Raw genomic sequence first — 16,222 nt, 5'->3', positions numbered from 1 at the left:
GAGAGATTATGAAAAAATTAAGAGTTATTTTATTAGTAGTGCTATCTATTTTAGGAGTTGTAGGTTGTGGAAAAAAATCAGAAGATGTAACTTCAGGAACTAAGATTGTAAAGTTAGGAATAAATGGAGATGAGAATGTTATTTGGGAAAATGTTAGAGATGAATTAAAAAAAGAGAATATAGAGTTGAAGTTTATAAATTTTGCGGATTATATAAGACCAAACTTAGCTTTGCAGGAAAAAGAGATAGATATAAATGCTTTTCAAACTGAGATATACTTTGATAATTTTAAGAAAGAGCATAAGTTAAGTATTGTAAATTTAGGATATACGGTTTTAGCACCGATGGGGATATATTCTAAAAAGATAACTGATTTATCAGCTTTAAAAGATGGGGCAACAGTAGCAATACCAAATGATAGTTCAAATGGTGGAAGAGCACTATTATTACTTCAAGATGCAGGATTAGTAACTTTAAATAAAGAAGCAGGAGCATTTCCAAGAGTTAAAGATATAGTAGCTAATCCGAAAGGAATAAAAATTGTTGAGCTTGTAGCAACACAAATTCCAAGATCAATAGAGGATGTAGATGTGGCAGCTATAAATAATGGGGTTGCTGTTCAAGCTGGGTATTCGCCTCTGCAAGATTCAATATTTATTGAAGACTTCAAAAATGAGAGATTGAAACCATACTTTAATATTATAGCAGCAAGAGAGGATAATCAAAATAACCCTGAAATAAAAAGAGTTTTAGAGATATATCAAACTGCTGAGAATAAAAAAATAATAGATGATTATTATAGAGGATCATCAATAGCTGTATTTTAAATAAAAATAAAAAAGATAAGATTGGGAGGATTTAAAATGGAAAATAGAATAATAGGTTTTTTAGATGAGAATAGAGATGAGTTTATAAGTTTAAGTCAAAATATACATAAAAATCCCGAGATTGGAAACGAAGAGTATTTTGCATCTGAGTTGCTAACAAACTATTTGGAATCGAAGGGGTTCGATGTAGAAAGAGATATAGCTGGACATAAAACAGGATTTATAGCTAGAAAAAAATCAATTCATGGTGAGTATCCAAAACTTGCTTTTTTAGCTGAGTATGATGCTTTGCCAAATTTAGGGCATGCTTGTGGGCACAATGTTATAGCCGGAATAAGTGTAGCTGGTGGAGTTGCTCTTGCTGACTCTTTGGAAAATATCCCAGGTGAAGTAGTTATATATGGGTGCCCTGCAGAAGAGGGAGGACAAAATGGAAGTGCAAAAGGCTCATTTGTGAGAGAGAATCTTTTTGAAGGAATAGATGCAGCTATGATTATTCATCCAAGTAGCGAGCACTCAATAACAAAAAATAGTTTGGCTGTAAATCCCTTGGATTTTGAATTCTTTGGAAAGTCTGCTCATGCTGCTGGGTCTCCAGAAAGTGGAAAAAATGCTTTAGATGCCTTATTACATTTTTTCAATGGAATAGCTACATTGAGACAGCATGTTACATCAGATATAAAAATTCACGGGATTATTACTCATGGTGGGGATGCTCCAAATATAATTCCAGATTATACAAAAGCTAGATTTTATATTCGTGCTGCAACAAAAGAGGGGTGTGACGAGGTTACACAAAAAATTGTGGATATAGCAGATGGTGCTGCTCTTATGACTGGATGTAAGTCGAAAGTTTCTAGTTTCCAAAATAGAGTTGATAACTTAGTTCAAATAAGATATTTTGATGATCTTTATGTTGATGTTATGAAAAAGTTAGGAGTAGAAGTTTTAGTGGATTCTAAGAAAAGTATGGGTTCAACAGATGTTGGAAATGTAAGTCACATTGTTCCAACAATTCATCCAAATATTAAAATTTGTGATTCATGTGTTGTTGGACACACTCATGAGTTTAATGATGCAGCAGGTTCTTTAGCTGGAGATGAAGCTGTTATTTTAGGAGGAAAAGCTTTGGCACTTTTAGGACTTAAATTGATTTTAAATGAGAGTGAATTATTAAAAGTTAAAGAGGCTTTTGAAGCTACAAAAAAGTAATTCAAAAAGAGATAAAAATGAGAGAGGATTATTTCCTCTCCCACTCTTTAGCTAACTTATAAAATGTAGATTTTTTTAGATTTAAATTTTCCATAGCAAATGAGGGCGATATCTCTTTATTTTTCCATTTTACATAGATATTCTCCCAGTTATCAGGAAAAGGAATCGGTTTGCGTCCTTTATATTTTCCTAACTCTTTGGCTAGAAAAATCCCTTCTTTTTGTCTTTCTAAAAGGTTTGTTCTTTCGAACTCATTTATAGCTCCAATCATAGTTAGCATTAGTTTTCCAGTTGCAGTCGAAGTATCTATATTTTCTTTAAAAGATATAAGAGCCACCTTTTTCTGAGCTAAAATTTCAGTGATGTATAGGAGATCTTTTGTTGACCTAGCCAATCTTGAAAAATCGTGGACATAAATGGTGTCGCCTTCAACAACTTCATTTAACATAGTTATTAATTGAGTTCTTCCTTTAATATCTTTAGCGGATATTTTTTCGATGTATATTTTGTCAATCTTCATTTCATTCATTTTTTTTAATTGTCGTTTTTCATTTTGTTCGACTGTTGAGACTCGAACATATCCAATCTTCATAAAATCCCTCTTAAAATAAATTATTGTAATAAAGCTATATTATAATCCATAATAGCTTTAAATAATAGTATTATAATTGAAGGATTAAAGGTACCAAACAATAAATTGATTTTCATTCTCTTTGAATTTAATTTTCTCTTTTTTCAAGAGTTCCTCTACTATTCTTTCAACTTCTAAAGGGTTATTTTCTAATTTAGATGCGATTAAATCTCCCTCTAAAGTTTTTGTACACTTAAAAAAATCAATGAGAAACTCTTCAGAATTTAGAAAGGCATCCATATTTTTTGTATATGAAAAAATATCAGAAGAGGAAACTTTTGGATTTTGAATGAAAATATCCTCTATAAAAAATTCGAGACACTCTATTTTATATACTGGAAAAGAGATTTCTAATTTTTCATAGAAAGTATTAACTTTTTCTGAAGGCCAGTATTTCTTTAAAACTTGTTTAATTTTATTCATGTGTTGATTTCTCCTCTAAGATTATTTTCCAAATCTCTTTGATTTTATATGTTTTAAAATGTCTGTATATTGTTGTTTTGCCAGGAAGAATTCCTTGTTTTGTGAGAACTTCAATCTCAGAAATAGTTAGAGTTGAACCTTTCAAACAATATTGTTTATATAGTAAATCTTTAATCTCCTCAAGAGAGTATATTTTTCCTTCGGTAGTTGTTTTTTCTAAGTTTTTTTCAATCTCATCCCATACTTTGGAAATTTTAGTAGTCTTGAAAAATTTCAAAATTGTTTCTAGAGATGGAAGCTCTTTATTTTTGTTGATTTCACTTTGTGAAAGCCTTCGTCCTTTCTCTGCTCGAGCTATTAGTAACGCTTTGACGATATCCTCTTTAGAGTAAATAGAACCAAGTTTAAATGTAAATCCAGATAGCTCTTTTACAGTTTTCCAATTTCCAAAACGTCTCAATAAAACTGTTGAAGAGTATTTGAATCCATATTTTTTTAATTCAGACATAGAAGCTCCATTTGTAGCTTTAATTTTCTCAGAGAAGCTTTTGTATAAAGATATTAGTTCTTCATTTGACTCTACTACAACTTGTCTTTTATTGTTTCCATTTGAGGTAGAGCCTAAACAGAGTATAGAATTAGAGGAGATAGGAAAGTATTTTAAACAATTTTATGATAATAAACTGCATGGAAAAGATTTAAATAATAAAAAACATACTGATTGGAAAAATTGGGAATTGAAAAGCTTTATGAATTTAGCAAAAGATAATCCTATAAAATATTTGACTAAAAATGAGAAAAATAAAGACTTTTTTGAATATAAAAATAATATTTTTTATTTAAATGAAAAGTTGTATAATGAAATTAAAAATAATTATATGCTATTAAACAACATCTTAGATAGATTAAACTATCGTAATATAAACTACTTTAATAGAAAGTATATGGAGGAAAAATAATGTCGGTTAAATTTTATAATGAAAATGCAGAAAATTTTTTCAAGGATACAGTTAAAGCGGATATGAGTTACAACTATAACTATTTTATTAAAAATTTATCTGAACAAACTGGTGAAATATTAGATTTAGGTTGCGGAAGTGGAAGAGATTCAAAATACTTTATAGAATTAGGGTATAAAGTTACAGCAATTGATTTATCACCAGTTTTAGCAGAGAAAGCTTCGAAATATATTGGGCAAGGTGTTATCGTAATTGATATGAAAAATATAGATTTCAAAGATAAATTTATTGGAGTGTGGGCTTGTGCTTCTCTTTTACATCTTTCTTACGAAGAGATTTTAGAAACTTTAAATAAAATATACACTTCTCTTAAAAATAATGGAGTTGTTTACGCTTCTTTTAAGGTTGGAAGTCAAGATTATGAAAAAAATGATAGAAAATTTACATGCTTTACAAAAGAAAGATTTTCAAAGCTACTTGAGAAAAGTGACTTTTATTTAGAAGATATTTTTGAAACATCAGATGTGAGAGTTGGTAGAGGAGATGAAAAGTGGTTAAATGTAATTTTAAAGAAAATTTAAAAAAAGATGAAGTTCGTTTAGGCTCTACCTCAAACAAACTTAAAAATAATGGAATTTTGTAAGATTTCGTCATTTCGGTTGTATCTAAAAGCTTTAAAAAGTCGATTGCTTTTTGAGTAAACTGTAGTTCTTTTTCATTTAAATCATTAACTGTTTTCAAGAAATTATACCAACCCTCGTATTCTTTTATATACAGAGAAACTGGATACTCTCCAAATGTATAGATATCCATAATAGTAGGTGTTTTCTTTAAATAATCTTTAACATTGAGATAATCTTGAATCATTTTTTGATGAAGGGGCTCTCTTTTCTTTTCCTCATTTTCAAAGTGCTCTATAATTTTAAAATCAAAGTTAGCAGTACAGCCCTCTGGAAGAATAAAGTTTTCATCTAAAGGGGATTTTGGTAAATTACCATTTTTTCTGAATCCAGTTAAAAATGAAGGCTTTAATTCAGAACCTTTATAATTTCCAACAAAATCAAGAAATCTTAAGTGATGTTTATTGGGATAAGTTCTAAGCCCTCTACCTAATTGTTGCATGAAAATTGTATAAGAAGTTGTAGGTCTTAAAAATAAAACTGTATCTATACATGGAATATCTATTCCCTCATTAAAAATATCAACAGTGAATATGATATCTAATTTTCCTTCTTTAAATTTCTTAATTATATTTTGTCGATCAGAAATAGAAGTTTCTCCTAAAACTATAGCGCTTTTTATTTTATTTTTTAAAAAATAGTTATGCATAACTTTAGTATGTTTTACACTAGCACAAAAAGCGATAGTACTTTTTTTACGATATTTCAAATATTTTTCTAAAATTAGTTGGACTCTTTTTTCTACAATCAATGAGTTTTCTAAAGATTCTAAATCATATTTTCCTCCACGCCAAGGAATAAGTGAATAATCAGTGTCATCATAAATTCCAAAGTATTGAAACGGAGTTAGCCAACCATTATTAATAGCAACTCTGAGATCGCATTCGTAAGCGATATTGTAGTCACATAACTTATAAATATCACCAGAGTCAGCACGATCAGGAGTTGCAGTTAATCCAAGAAGAAATTTCGGTTTAAAGTAGTTTAAAATTTCAGAGTAACTTTTAGCTGAACTGTGATGAAACTCATCTACAACTATATAATCAAAATAGTCTTTTGAGAAATAATCTTCAGAAAGATAATCATTTTTAGAAAGAGTTTGAACACTTGCAAATATAATATCTTTTTTTGTTTCTTTTGTAGATCCATTGAAAAATCCGTAGTTTTTAGAATCTGAATAGATAGTTTCAAAAGTTTTTTGAGCATCTTTTAAAATCTCATCTCTATGAGCGACAAAAAGAATTTTATTGAAATTCTTAGAATCGAAAGCCGATAGGTATGTTTTTCCAAGTCCTGTTGCAACAATCACTAAAGCTTTATTGAAGCCCTCCTCTCTTGTTTTTGATAACTCATAAAGAGCTGGAACTTGAAATTTTATTGGTTCGATCTCTTCAATTGAACTCTTTGAAGAGTCAGGGTCTATATAATTTTGAAACTCCTTTTTTTTATAGTTTTTTTCATATTTTCTGAGCCAATCTAAGGTTAATTCGAAACTATTTTTTTCGTATAGCTCTTCAAATTCTGTTAATATATTGTTGATATCACTATTTTGTGTATCTCCAAAAAATTGATATGACCATTCAACTCCAGAGATTAAAGCTGAGTATGAGATATTTGAAGAACCGACGTATATTTCAACATTGTTTTTATTTTTAAAAATATAAGTTTTGGGATGAAATGAAGGTTTTTCAGGATTTTTAAAAATTTTCACACCAGGAATATCGAGTAATCTATATAAAGCATTAGGCTCTGTAACGTTCATATAGTCACTCGTGAGTATCTTGATAGACTTACCTTCAGAACGAGCTTTTGTAAGTTCTGGAATTAGTAACTTTAATCCGCTATCACGAATAAAAGAGACATTAATAATTATCTCTTCGGATAAATTAATAGAGTTTTTTAAACTTTCATACATTGTAACTTTGTTATTACTAATTAACATAGAGTCTCCAATCTTTTAAGATTTATTATGAAATTATTGTAACATAAAAAAAATAGATTTCAAACTTTCATTTATAATAGAGGATTTTTTCAAAAAAACCGTAAAAATATATGAATAAAGATATTTTTAAATTTAGTTACAAAAGGAGATAATTATGAAGGTACTATGTATATTAGCCAATCCAAAACCAATAGAGGAATCTTATAGTAAAAGAGCAGGAATGGAATTTATAAAAGAATATAAAATTCAAAATCCAACTCACGAAATAGAAATAATGGATCTATATGAAAAAGGACAGGAACATTTGAGCTATGAAACTTTATCTAATGCAATAAATAAACGTTCTGGAAAAATGTGTGAAGAAGCAATATATTTTTCTGAGTTTGATAAATATATTGTGTGTGCTCCTATGTGGAATTTAACAACTCCTTCAATTTTGAAATCATATATAGATCATATTGTTGCAAAAGGAGTGACATTTAGATATAGTTCTAATGGAATTCCAAAAGGACTATTAAAAGATAAAACAGCTATTTATATAGGAAGCAGAGGAGGAGCATATCCATTTCCTCTTTCACTTATAGCTTGGGATGAAAGATATGTTCGTTTTATCTTTAGATTTATGGGAATAAAGAATTTTAAGAAGATAATATTTGAAAATACAGATAAAGATCCAGTAAAAGCAAAGGAAAAGTTTCCAGAGTTTTTAAATAAAGTTAAAAGTATGAGTAAAGGTTTCTAAAAAATCAAGTTTTTAGGAGGATAGAGTTATGAAAAAAATTTTATTATTAATGATAGCAATTTCTAGTATAGCTAACGGACAATTGAAAGATGGTAAATATACTGTTGTGAGTGATGGCTCAATTTGGTTTTGGTATCCATATACAGAGATGGTTGTAAAAAATGGTGAGGTTGTTGAAGCAACACATGATAGAATTAAGAAAAGTGGAAAAAAAGCTTCTCAAGATAAAAATTATAATACAGATATGTTAAAAAAAGTAGGAGTGAATCCAAGTATGTATTCTAAAATGATTCCAGAAAACTATTTTAAATCTGGAAAAAATTTAGAAAAGATGGACAGTGTAGCTGGTGCCACAGATTCAACAGATCATTTTAAAAAACAGATGGCTTTATTGTTGGAAAAAGCTAACAATGAAGGACCTGGAGATTATGTAATAAAAAAATCTGATTTATAAGAGAGTGGAATATGAAACTTTTAGGAATAGTATTATTGATATTTTTGATTAGCTATATCTTTATAAAACGAAGAGATTTATTAACAGTAAAATTTGAATTTAAAATAGATTATTTGAAGTATTTAATTTTATACTTGATTTTAATTCTTGTTCTGATATTATTTATAGATAAAAAGATGGCTTTTTTTATTTCTAATAAGTATCCTACAGGATATTTTTCTCTTCATCCAGATTTAAATATAGAGTATACAAAGATTTTTAAAATAATTACACATCTAGGTGAACCAGAGTATGTTGCATTACTAGTTTTTCCAATGTTTTTATATTCAAAAATAAAATCTATTGTAAAATTAGAAAATACTAGTTTAGGTATGATAATTGTTATGATTTTAGGTGTGAGTATATCAACTATTTTAAAAATTATATTTATGAGAAGTCGTCCATTTTTAGAGTGGAACAGCTCTGGATTCTATTTTATTGAAGATATTTTAGAAAGAGAGATTCCTTTTAAAGGAACTTATATGTCATTTCCATCAGGACATACGATGGTAGCATTTTGTAGCTATTCTTTTTTAGCTTTTAAATCTCAAAAAACCTCTATAAAAATATTGTGTTTTTTACTAGCTATTTTAGTAGGAGTTTCAAGAATTTGTTTATCAGCACATTGGATGAGCGATGTATTTACAAGTGCAGTAATAGGTACAATTTTAGGAGGAGTTTATGCAAACAAAAGATAAGTATAGCAGAATTGCAAAATTATTTGATAAGATAGAGCGAAATATGCCTATGAAAAGTATAAAAGAAAATGCTGTTCAAATGTTAAATGGAAAAATTTTAGAAGTTGGAATAGGAAGTGGAGCTTCTTTAGAATATTATCCAAAAGATGCTGATGTAACAGGGATAGATTTTTCAATTGGAATGTTAGAGTTAGCTAAAAAAAAGTCAAAGTTATTGGATATGAAAAATATAACTCTTTTGGATATGGATATTGAAAATATGAGCTTTGAAGATGAAACTTTTGATTCAGTATTTTCCTCGTGTGTATTTTGTACAGTTCCTAATCCTGAAAAAGGAATTGCTGAAGTGTATAGAGTTCTTAAACCTGGTGGAAAAGCTGTTTTTATAGAACATATGAGAAGTGAAAATGAAATAATAAACTTAGCTCTTAGATTTTTAAATATTTTTACAAAACTTATATTAGGGACATCTCTTATAAGAGAAACTGAAAAAACCATTAGAAATACCGGTTTTTCAAAGGTAACTAGTCGAAATATAATGTTAGGCGATGTGGTTAGATTTATAGTAGCTGAAAAATAAAAAAATCCTTCTCTTCTAAAAAAGGGAAGGATTTTTTTGTTTGAAGTTATTCTCTGATTAAAATTATATATTCGTTATTAGAGTATACTTCTTTAAAGTTTTGAAGTGGGATATCTTTATAATATTTTTTTCTTGCTAGCAGAAGTTCTCCTTCATTTATTTTGTATAGCTCGTCTAATGGTAGATCATCTAAAGATTTTTTATTAATTTCAGTTAAAATATTTTTAGCATCATTAAATCTGTAGCTATAAACATTTTGAGTGTTTTCTTTCAATATCTTTATAGCATCCATCATAGTGTAATTTTTATTATAATAAGGAAGAGCAACAGCACATAAAACTCCTATCCCAACATTGATATATAATATTTTTTTACAAATTGATTCTTTTGTTCCACTCCATTCGTGTTCTATAAATCTTAAGGCAATAACAACAACTCCATAATATAGAGGAAGTAAATAGATATCTAGTTTCCCACTTATTAAACTGAAAAATAGTAAATTAGGTAGAAATAAGCTTAATGATATCTTATCCACAAGTTTCCATTTATGTCTAAGTTTTATATTTTTTAAACTGTTTATAGAACCTCTCACAAGAAATGGTGTTAGAGGCAAAACCGTGAAAATAAGATTTTTAATATAATAATAGATTGGTCTTGTGTGAGTTTTAGCTTTTACCATTCTACCAATAGTTTCTTGACCTAATAGAAGAGATATATACTCATTCCCATTAGATGAAGTTGAGATCAGTAAAAGCCAAAAGCCTAGAATACTTAAAATAACTCCAAATCCAAATATTGGTTTTATATTTTTTAAATATTTTAAATTTCTATCTAAATATAGAAACGTTAAAATTGTAAGTATAGTAATAACTATAGCTGCTCCACCTTTTACAAGAACTCCAAGAGCTATAAATAGATAGATTAGAAATATATTTTGAAAACTAATTTTCTTTTTATCTTTTTCAGAGTATGATTTAAAGAAAATGTATAAAGCTCCAAAAATGAAAGCAGTCATTAGATAGTCCATTCGAAGAACTAAAGAGATACCTAATAAATATGGAAGTGTTATAAAAATAGCAAGAGATAAATATGCCATTTTTTCACTCCAATAAAGTTTGAATAATTTAAAACCTAAAATTCCTGTAATCCAAGCAGGAATGACACTTCCAAATATTAAAGCCAATGGATAGAAAGAATCTTTGCTAATACTTCTAATAACTCCTAGTAGCCAGAAATAAATTGGGGGCTTATCAGGATAAAGTTCATTAAAATATCCTAAAACTACAAAGTTCTTAGTTGCTAACATTTGATCTGTAATTAAAAAATATTTTAGTTCATTTCTTAAATCAGGGGCTCTAAAGAAAGTGAGGCATATCATAAATAAAAAATAAATTATAAAAAATAGTTTATAACGTTCTCTATTTTGTTTGTTTTCATCAATTTTTAGATACATAAATTCTCCTCTAGTTTAAGTTTTATTTTTGCCCAACTGGATAATATTTGAATAATGATCTTACTCTGCAATTTTTAGTATGTACATTTCTTAGATCAAAATAAAAATTATCATTCATTCTATTCTTCAACTCTTCTAGATTAATTCCTCTAAATTGATTCCATTCTGTCATTAAAACTATCGCATCTGCATCTTGAGTACAACTCTCTTCATCTTTATAATATTTTATTTTATCATTGTAAGATTTCAATCTCCACTTAGCTTCCTCAATTCCTTTAGGACAGTAAGCTTTTATATTTGCACCATGTTCAATCAAACCTTTAATTATATCGATACTTGGTGCATCTCTAACATCATCTGTATCAGGTTTAAATGATAATCCTAATACACAAATTGTTTTTCCAGAGATTCCATTCATTTCTCTGATTATTTTGTCAACCATTTTTTGTTTTTGTTTTTCATTTGCTGAGATAGCAGCAGCGATAACACTCATATCCTCTCCATATTCTTTTCCAATCTCAACAATAGCTTTTGTATCTTTAGGGAAACATGACCCACCATATCCAGGTCCACAATGTAGAAACTTAGGAGATATTCTACCATCCATACCCATAGCTTGAGCGATTTCTTGTGTGTTAGCTCCAACTTTTTCAGCTAATAAAGCAATTTCATTGATGAAAGATATTTTTACAGCTAAGAATGCATTAGAGGCATATTTTATCATCTCAGAAGTTCTTCTATTTGTAAAGACAAATGGAGTTTTATTTATATATAAAACATCATATATTTTTTTCATTATAACTTGAGCTTTTTTACTTTCTGTTCCAACAACAACTCTATCAGGTCTTAGACAATCATTAACAGCTTTCCCTTCTCTTAAAAATTCAGGATTTGAAACCACATCAAATTCTAAATTTAACTTTCTTTTAAGCAATTCATTCTCTATAGTTTCTTCAACAAGATCTCCAGTTCCAACAGGAACAGTTGATTTATTCACAACAACAACGTAATCTTTTATATTTTTTCCAATATCTTTAGCACAATCTAAAACATAAGTTAAATCAGCAGACCCATCATCCGCAGGCGGAGTTCCAACAGCAATAAAAATAACTTCAGAGTTTTCTAAAGCATACTCTTTATTTGTTGTGAACTTTAGTCTACCTTCTTCTACATTTCTATCTAAAATATCTTTCAAACCAGGTTCATATATTGGAATAATTCCATTTTTTAAATTTTCAATTTTCTTTTCGTCTATATCTAAGCATATAATTTTATGTCCGAACTCACTTAAAATAACTCCTTGAACTAAACCAACATAACCAGTTCCAATAACTGTGATTTTCATACTATTTTCCTCCTAAATACCATCTTATAAACTTTTGGATTCCATCATCAAACTTTGTAGTAGGATTATATCCTAGAAGGTTTTTAGCTTTATCTATCTCTGCAAATGTTCTTTTAACATCCCCTGGTTGCATTGGCAGTCTATCTATTTTGGATTTTTTATTCATATGTTTTTCAATTGTTTCAATCATAAAGTTTAAAGAGATAGCATCAGATTCACCTAAATTTATGATTTCATAAACATTTTTATTTTTTTCTAAATATTGAACACCTTTTACAACACCGTCAATGATATCATCAATATATGTGTAGTCTCTATATGTTTCTCCATCTCCAAAAACAGGAATACTCTCATCTTTATAAATTTTATCAATAAATTTGTGAATAGCTAAATCAGGTCTTTGTCTTGGTCCATAAACTGTAAAGAATCTAAATTGTAAGCTATCAATATTATAAAGTTTGAAATAAACATGACCTAAAACTTCACACGATTTTTTAGTTGCAGCATAAGGAGAGATAGCGAAGTCTACAATATCAGTTTCTTTGAATGGAACTACTTTATTATCTCCATATATAGAGCTTGAAGAAGCTTGAATAAATCTTTTTACATTGTATTTTTTACAACACTCTAAAAGGTTTAGATAGCCACCAACATTAACTTTTTCATATTCAATAGGATTTTCTAAAGATGGACGAACTCCAGCTAATCCAGCTAGATTTATAACCATATCAATTTGATTATTTTTAAATATCTTATTTAAATTTTCAGCGTCTTTAAGGTCACAGTACTCTAAAAAATATTCATTTGAGTTTACTTTTTGAAGTAGTGAGTTTATTTTCTTCTCTTTACTGTCCTCTGATAAAATCTCATCAAGATATTCAATTTTATTTGTACTTTCTAAAACATTTTTAATCTTTATATCTAAAGAATAGAACTCATGGAAGTTATCTACTCCAATAACTGCGTGTCCTAAACTCAATAGTTTTTCTACAAGATGTGAACCTATAAACCCAGCAGTACCTGTTATAAGAATTTTCATTTATTATTCAACTCCTCTTTTTTTTATTAAGTATATATTTCTAGAATAAATCAAAACATTTGGTGCTTGACCAAGTATGAAAACAGGGTCTTTTTTATATAAAGCATAAATTAATAGTAAAATACTTCCAAGTAAACTAAAAATCCAGAAAGAAAAAGGAATTACACTTTTCTTTGCTTTCTCACTCGCTATCCATTGAATAATAAACCTCATTGAGAAAAGGCCTTGTCCAATGAATCCAATTATTAAAAATATATTCCAATTGTTTATATTCATATTACTCCTCTATTTTCCATGTAAGTATTCTATTTTTCATCCATCTTACTGCAAATACATCTTTGAAAGCTTTGAATCCTCTTCCAAAAACTTTATATTTAGATTCGCCGTGTAATCTATCGTAGTGTCTTACAGGAACTTCTGTTACTTTATATCCCATGTATTTTGCTAAAGTAGGTAGGAATCTATGCATTCCATTAAACATCTTATATGATTTAACAACCTCTTTTTTGAATAGTTTTAAAGGGCAACCAGTATCTTGAATATTATCGCCAGTTACAAAGTTTCTAAAACCATTTCCAATTTTAGAAGCTAATTTTCTTTTGAAACCATCCTCTCTTGTGGCTCTTCTTCCATTGACAACATCATATTCAGGAATATATTCTAAAAGCTTATATACATCCTCAGGATCTGTTTGTAAATCTCCATCCATCATCAGAACTAAATCTCCTTCAGCTCTTTGAAAACCTGCATCAATAGCAGCACTTTGTCCACTATTTTTAACAAAATGAAAAACCTTTACGTTAGAGTTTTCTATTTTTAACTTATTTAAAATTTCATAACTTCCATCATTACTACCGTCATTTACAAATATAATCTCATATTTTTTAAAACCTTTTTGAAATGCTGTCTCGATTCTCTCAACCATAGGTAAAATATTATCCTTCTCGTTGTATACGGGTATTACTGCTGATATTTCCATCCTTGCCTCCTGTTTTTTTTCCATTATAAGTTCAAAAAGTAAATTTTTAGTAAATTTTTAAAAATATCCTATATTTCTTCAAAAAAAATTAAAATATCCTTTTTGAGACTAAAAAAATAAATTTTACCAATTTTTTACTTTTTTATTTTATAATATAAAAAATGATTCAACATGGAGGATGATGTTAAATGAAAAAAGAGATATTGATAATAGAAGATGACCCAAAAATTAGAAGATATTTAGAGTTAGAATTGATACATGAAGGATATAATGTACATTTAGCAGAAAATGGTAAAGTGGGATTGGAATTATTTAGAGAGAAAAGTTATTCGTTGATTCTTTTAGATTTAATGTTACCTCTTATGGATGGAGAAGAGGTTTGTAAAACGATTCGAAAAGAGTCAAACATTCCAATCATAGTTTTGACAGCAAAAGATGAAATTTTTAGTAAGATTGCTCTTTTAGATTTAGGAGCGGATGATTATATAACTAAGCCGTTTATTATAGGTGAGCTTTTAGCTAGAATGAGAGTGATATTTAGAAATAAACAATCAGTAGTGGATAAGAAAATTTTAAAGTTTGGAGAGATATCATTAGATCTTACAACAAAAGAGGTAGAGGTAAATGGAGTTGCAATTGTTTTAACTAAGACTGAATACAATTTACTTCACTATTTAATGGTAAATAAAAATCTCGTTTTAACTAGAGAAAATATTTTAGAAAATGTATGGGGGTATGATTATTTTGGAGATGGAAAAATTATTGATATGTATATAAAATCACTTCGAAAGAAATTAGATCCTGAAAATAGATATATAAAAACAATTCGTGGTTTTGGATATTCATTAAAAAAGGAGGATTAATTTGAAAACACTTTCTGGAACTCTTAGAAGAAGTTCGATTCAAACAATCTGTTTATTTGCAGCAGTATTAACAATATCCCTTTCAATAACAGGGAAGTATCTTATAAACTCATCAAAGCATACAATGAGAAATGCTATGGCTTTTTTGAAATATGAAATCTTAGAAGAGGTAAGTTCAAAATCTATGGAGATATTTGAAGGAGACCTTGTAAATAGTCTTTTTAGAGTTGAGAATCCATCCCTTGAAGATTTAAAGATAACTATAAAATATAAAGATCATATCTATTCAGAAACTCAAGATAAAAAGATTCTAAATTTTGCGATTGAAGATAAGGTTACAAATATTCACATGTATGATTATCTAGTTTTAAAAAATGAACTGAAAAATAGAGATGGAGAAACGTTTACAGTTATACTTGTAAAAAATTTAGGAGACGAAAAAAAGTTTTTCTTTGATATGATATATATTTTTCTGGCCGGGCTTATAGTAACTGTTGCAATTTCGAGTTTTGCTTTTAATCGCCTCTTGAAAAAAGTTGATAAACAGCTTTCATTATTAGAAAAATTAAATTCAAATATAACTTTAGAAAATTTAGAAGTTATAAAGCCAACAAATTATTTTAAAGAGTTTGACACAATTATAGATTCTTATGAGGAGATGTTACTTAGACTTGATGAGCAAAATAAAAAACAGATAGAATTTGTTCACAACTCATCTCATGAATTAAAAACGCCGTTATTCATAATAAGTGGTTATATTGATATGATAAAACGTTGGGGAAAAAAAGATCCTGAAGTTTTCAATGAAGCATTAATTTCAATAGAGGACGAAACTAAAAATATGAATCTTTTAATTGAAAAACTTCTTTTTATAGCTAAAGAATCCGATATTCGTAGCGAAAGAAAAGAGATTGAATTTTCAGAGATTATTTTAGGGTGTATATCTGGGTTGAAGCATCAATATCCTAAAGCAGATATAATATTTAACCCAGAATACACAATCATAAAATCTGATGAAGCATTAATAAAGTTATTGGTAAAAAATCTTTTAGAAAATGCGATTAAATACGGAAAAGATAATCCTATTGTAATATCTCTTTCAAATAATGAAGAGGAAAACAGAGCAGAATTAACAATAGAAGATCAAGGAATAGGAATGACACCAGAAGAGTTACACCATATATATGATAGATTTTTTAGAGCTAACAAATCTAGAAGTAAGGAGATTGCAGGACATGGACTTGGAATGTCTATAGTTAAGAGGATAGTTAATATTTTAAAATTAGATATAAGAATATCGAGTACTCCAAATATTGGGACAACAATAAAATTATTATTTGACTTATAAAAGATTAC

General features: G+C 28.3%; 18 protein-coding genes and 1 pseudogene. 10 read left to right on the top strand and 9 right to left on the bottom strand.

Annotated features, from left to right (window positions below):
* Positions 1-8: 8 nt before the first annotated feature.
* Positions 9-827, top strand: a complete 819-nt coding sequence (locus L992_RS06930) for a MetQ/NlpA family ABC transporter substrate-binding protein (protein ID WP_047395261.1) — start codon at positions 9-11, stop codon at positions 825-827.
* A 36-nt stretch (positions 828-863) separates the two neighbouring features.
* Positions 864-2,039, top strand: coding sequence for a M20 family metallopeptidase (locus tag L992_RS06925; protein WP_081982749.1), 1,176 nt, complete (start codon positions 864-866; stop codon positions 2,037-2,039).
* Positions 2,040-2,067: 28 nt separating this feature from the next.
* On the opposite strand, the gene L992_RS06920 is transcribed toward L992_RS06925, so the two are convergent.
* From L992_RS06920 to L992_RS06910, 3 genes are all read right to left on the bottom strand, one after another.
* Complete coding sequence (locus tag L992_RS06920; protein ID WP_047384794.1) at positions 2,068-2,631, bottom strand: recombinase family protein; 564 nt, start codon at positions 2,629-2,631, stop codon at positions 2,068-2,070.
* 84 nt (positions 2,632-2,715) lie between these two features.
* Positions 2,716-3,093 (bottom strand): hypothetical protein, encoded by a 378-nt coding sequence (locus tag L992_RS06915; protein ID WP_047384795.1) that lies wholly within the window; start codon positions 3,091-3,093, stop codon positions 2,716-2,718.
* Complete coding sequence (locus L992_RS06910) at positions 3,086-3,601, bottom strand: hypothetical protein (RefSeq protein WP_047384796.1); 516 nt, start codon at positions 3,599-3,601, stop codon at positions 3,086-3,088. Before L992_RS06910 ends, L992_RS06915 begins: the two co-directional genes overlap by 8 nt.
* Positions 3,602-3,692: 91 nt before the next feature.
* Between L992_RS06910 and L992_RS06905 the strand changes: the two genes are divergently transcribed.
* Both L992_RS06905 and L992_RS13740 read left to right on the top strand, forming a co-directional pair.
* The gene (locus tag L992_RS06905) at positions 3,693-4,052 is read left to right on the top strand and encodes a hypothetical protein (RefSeq protein ID WP_197053391.1); all 360 of its coding nucleotides are present in this window, start codon (positions 3,693-3,695) and stop codon (positions 4,050-4,052) included.
* Positions 4,052-4,438: pseudogene (locus tag L992_RS13740) on the top strand (class I SAM-dependent methyltransferase); the annotation flags it as partial. The gene L992_RS06905 and the pseudogene L992_RS13740, both read left to right, overlap by 1 nt.
* Before the next feature lie 64 nt (positions 4,439-4,502).
* Here L992_RS13740 and L992_RS13320 read toward each other — a convergent pair.
* Positions 4,503-6,674 (bottom strand): DEAD/DEAH box helicase family protein, encoded by a 2,172-nt coding sequence (locus L992_RS13320; RefSeq protein WP_081982747.1) that lies wholly within the window; start codon positions 6,672-6,674, stop codon positions 4,503-4,505.
* A gap of 154 nt (positions 6,675-6,828) precedes the next feature.
* On the opposite strand from L992_RS13320, the gene L992_RS06890 reads away from it, so the two are divergent.
* Genes L992_RS06890 through L992_RS06875 form a run of 4 tightly spaced genes read left to right on the top strand, consistent with a single transcriptional unit; the run spans position 6,829 to position 9,187 of the window.
* A complete protein-coding gene (locus tag L992_RS06890) occupies positions 6,829-7,416 on the top strand; it encodes an FMN-dependent NADH-azoreductase (RefSeq protein ID WP_052193933.1) in 588 nt (195 codons plus the stop codon).
* Between the two features lie 28 nt (positions 7,417-7,444).
* Entirely contained in the window at positions 7,445-7,870 is a 426-nt protein-coding gene (locus L992_RS06885) for a hypothetical protein (RefSeq protein WP_047395246.1), read from the top strand.
* Positions 7,871-7,881: 11 nt separating this feature from the next.
* A complete protein-coding gene (locus L992_RS13120) occupies positions 7,882-8,607 on the top strand; it encodes a phosphatase PAP2 family protein (RefSeq protein WP_052191856.1) in 726 nt (241 codons plus the stop codon).
* Positions 8,591-9,187: a class I SAM-dependent methyltransferase gene (locus L992_RS06875; RefSeq protein ID WP_047384805.1), complete on the top strand. Its 597-nt coding sequence runs from the start codon at positions 8,591-8,593 to the stop codon at positions 9,185-9,187. The genes L992_RS13120 and L992_RS06875 overlap by 17 nt, the downstream gene beginning before the upstream one ends.
* Before the next feature lie 46 nt (positions 9,188-9,233).
* On the opposite strand, the gene L992_RS06870 is transcribed toward L992_RS06875, so the two are convergent.
* From L992_RS06870 to L992_RS06850, 5 genes are read right to left on the bottom strand one after another with little or no spacing between them, the layout of a single operon-like run.
* Complete coding sequence (locus tag L992_RS06870) at positions 9,234-10,640, bottom strand: glycosyltransferase family 39 protein (RefSeq protein WP_047395243.1); 1,407 nt, start codon at positions 10,638-10,640, stop codon at positions 9,234-9,236.
* A 22-nt stretch (positions 10,641-10,662) separates the two neighbouring features.
* A complete protein-coding gene (locus L992_RS06865; protein WP_047395241.1) occupies positions 10,663-11,985 on the bottom strand; it encodes a UDP-glucose/GDP-mannose dehydrogenase family protein in 1,323 nt (440 codons plus the stop codon).
* 1 nt (position 11,986) lies between these two features.
* Positions 11,987-13,024: a GDP-mannose 4,6-dehydratase gene (locus L992_RS06860; RefSeq protein ID WP_047395238.1), complete on the bottom strand. Its 1,038-nt coding sequence runs from the start codon at positions 13,022-13,024 to the stop codon at positions 11,987-11,989.
* A 3-nt stretch (positions 13,025-13,027) separates the two neighbouring features.
* A complete protein-coding gene (locus L992_RS06855; RefSeq protein WP_047382692.1) occupies positions 13,028-13,300 on the bottom strand; it encodes a lipid-A-disaccharide synthase N-terminal domain-containing protein in 273 nt (90 codons plus the stop codon).
* 1 nt (position 13,301) lies between these two features.
* A complete protein-coding gene (locus L992_RS06850) occupies positions 13,302-14,003 on the bottom strand; it encodes a glycosyltransferase family 2 protein (protein ID WP_047382694.1) in 702 nt (233 codons plus the stop codon).
* Between the two features lie 188 nt (positions 14,004-14,191).
* On the opposite strand from L992_RS06850, the gene L992_RS06845 reads away from it, so the two are divergent.
* Together L992_RS06845 and L992_RS13115 are read left to right on the top strand one after the other, a co-directional pair.
* Complete coding sequence (locus L992_RS06845; protein WP_047395235.1) at positions 14,192-14,866, top strand: response regulator transcription factor; 675 nt, start codon at positions 14,192-14,194, stop codon at positions 14,864-14,866.
* 1 nt (position 14,867) lies between these two features.
* The gene (locus L992_RS13115; RefSeq protein WP_052193932.1) at positions 14,868-16,214 is read left to right on the top strand and encodes a cell wall metabolism sensor histidine kinase WalK; all 1,347 of its coding nucleotides are present in this window, start codon (positions 14,868-14,870) and stop codon (positions 16,212-16,214) included.
* Positions 16,215-16,222: the final 8 nt, after the last annotated feature.

Source organism: Cetobacterium sp. ZOR0034, assembly GCF_000799075.1.
Classification (GTDB): domain Bacteria; phylum Fusobacteriota; class Fusobacteriia; order Fusobacteriales; family Fusobacteriaceae; genus Cetobacterium_A.
Note: the sequence above shows the minus strand (reverse complement) of the source record. Positions and strands in the feature narration are given on the sequence as shown.

Bases quoted from the DNA above. Each gene is read 5' to 3' on its own strand.
- L992_RS06920 (WP_047384794.1), bottom strand. From the start codon at position 2,631: ATGAAGATTGGATATGTTCGAGTCTCAACAGTCGAACAAAATGAAAAA.
- L992_RS06845 (WP_047395235.1), top strand. From the start codon at position 14,192: ATGAAAAAAGAGATATTGATAATAGAAGATGACCCAAAAATTAGAAGA.
- L992_RS06865 (WP_047395241.1), bottom strand. From the start codon at position 11,985: ATGAAAATCACAGTTATTGGAACTGGTTATGTTGGTTTAGTTCAAGGA.
- L992_RS06910 (WP_047384796.1), bottom strand. From the start codon at position 3,601: ATGTCTGAATTAAAAAAATATGGATTCAAATACTCTTCAACAGTTTTA.
- L992_RS06885 (WP_047395246.1), top strand. From the start codon at position 7,445: ATGAAAAAAATTTTATTATTAATGATAGCAATTTCTAGTATAGCTAAC.
- L992_RS06870 (WP_047395243.1), bottom strand. From the start codon at position 10,640: ATGTATCTAAAAATTGATGAAAACAAACAAAATAGAGAACGTTATAAA.
- L992_RS13120 (WP_052191856.1), top strand. From the start codon at position 7,882: ATGAAACTTTTAGGAATAGTATTATTGATATTTTTGATTAGCTATATC.
- L992_RS06925 (WP_081982749.1), top strand. From the start codon at position 864: ATGGAAAATAGAATAATAGGTTTTTTAGATGAGAATAGAGATGAGTTT.
- L992_RS06860 (WP_047395238.1), bottom strand. From the start codon at position 13,024: ATGAAAATTCTTATAACAGGTACTGCTGGGTTTATAGGTTCACATCTT.
- L992_RS06850 (WP_047382694.1), bottom strand. From the start codon at position 14,003: ATGGAAATATCAGCAGTAATACCCGTATACAACGAGAAGGATAATATT.
- L992_RS06875 (WP_047384805.1), top strand. From the start codon at position 8,591: ATGCAAACAAAAGATAAGTATAGCAGAATTGCAAAATTATTTGATAAG.
- L992_RS13320 (WP_081982747.1), bottom strand. From the start codon at position 6,674: ATGTTAATTAGTAATAACAAAGTTACAATGTATGAAAGTTTAAAAAAC.
- L992_RS06930 (WP_047395261.1), top strand. From the start codon at position 9: ATGAAAAAATTAAGAGTTATTTTATTAGTAGTGCTATCTATTTTAGGA.
- L992_RS06890 (WP_052193933.1), top strand. From the start codon at position 6,829: ATGAAGGTACTATGTATATTAGCCAATCCAAAACCAATAGAGGAATCT.
- L992_RS06855 (WP_047382692.1), bottom strand. From the start codon at position 13,300: ATGAATATAAACAATTGGAATATATTTTTAATAATTGGATTCATTGGA.
- L992_RS06915 (WP_047384795.1), bottom strand. From the start codon at position 3,093: ATGAATAAAATTAAACAAGTTTTAAAGAAATACTGGCCTTCAGAAAAA.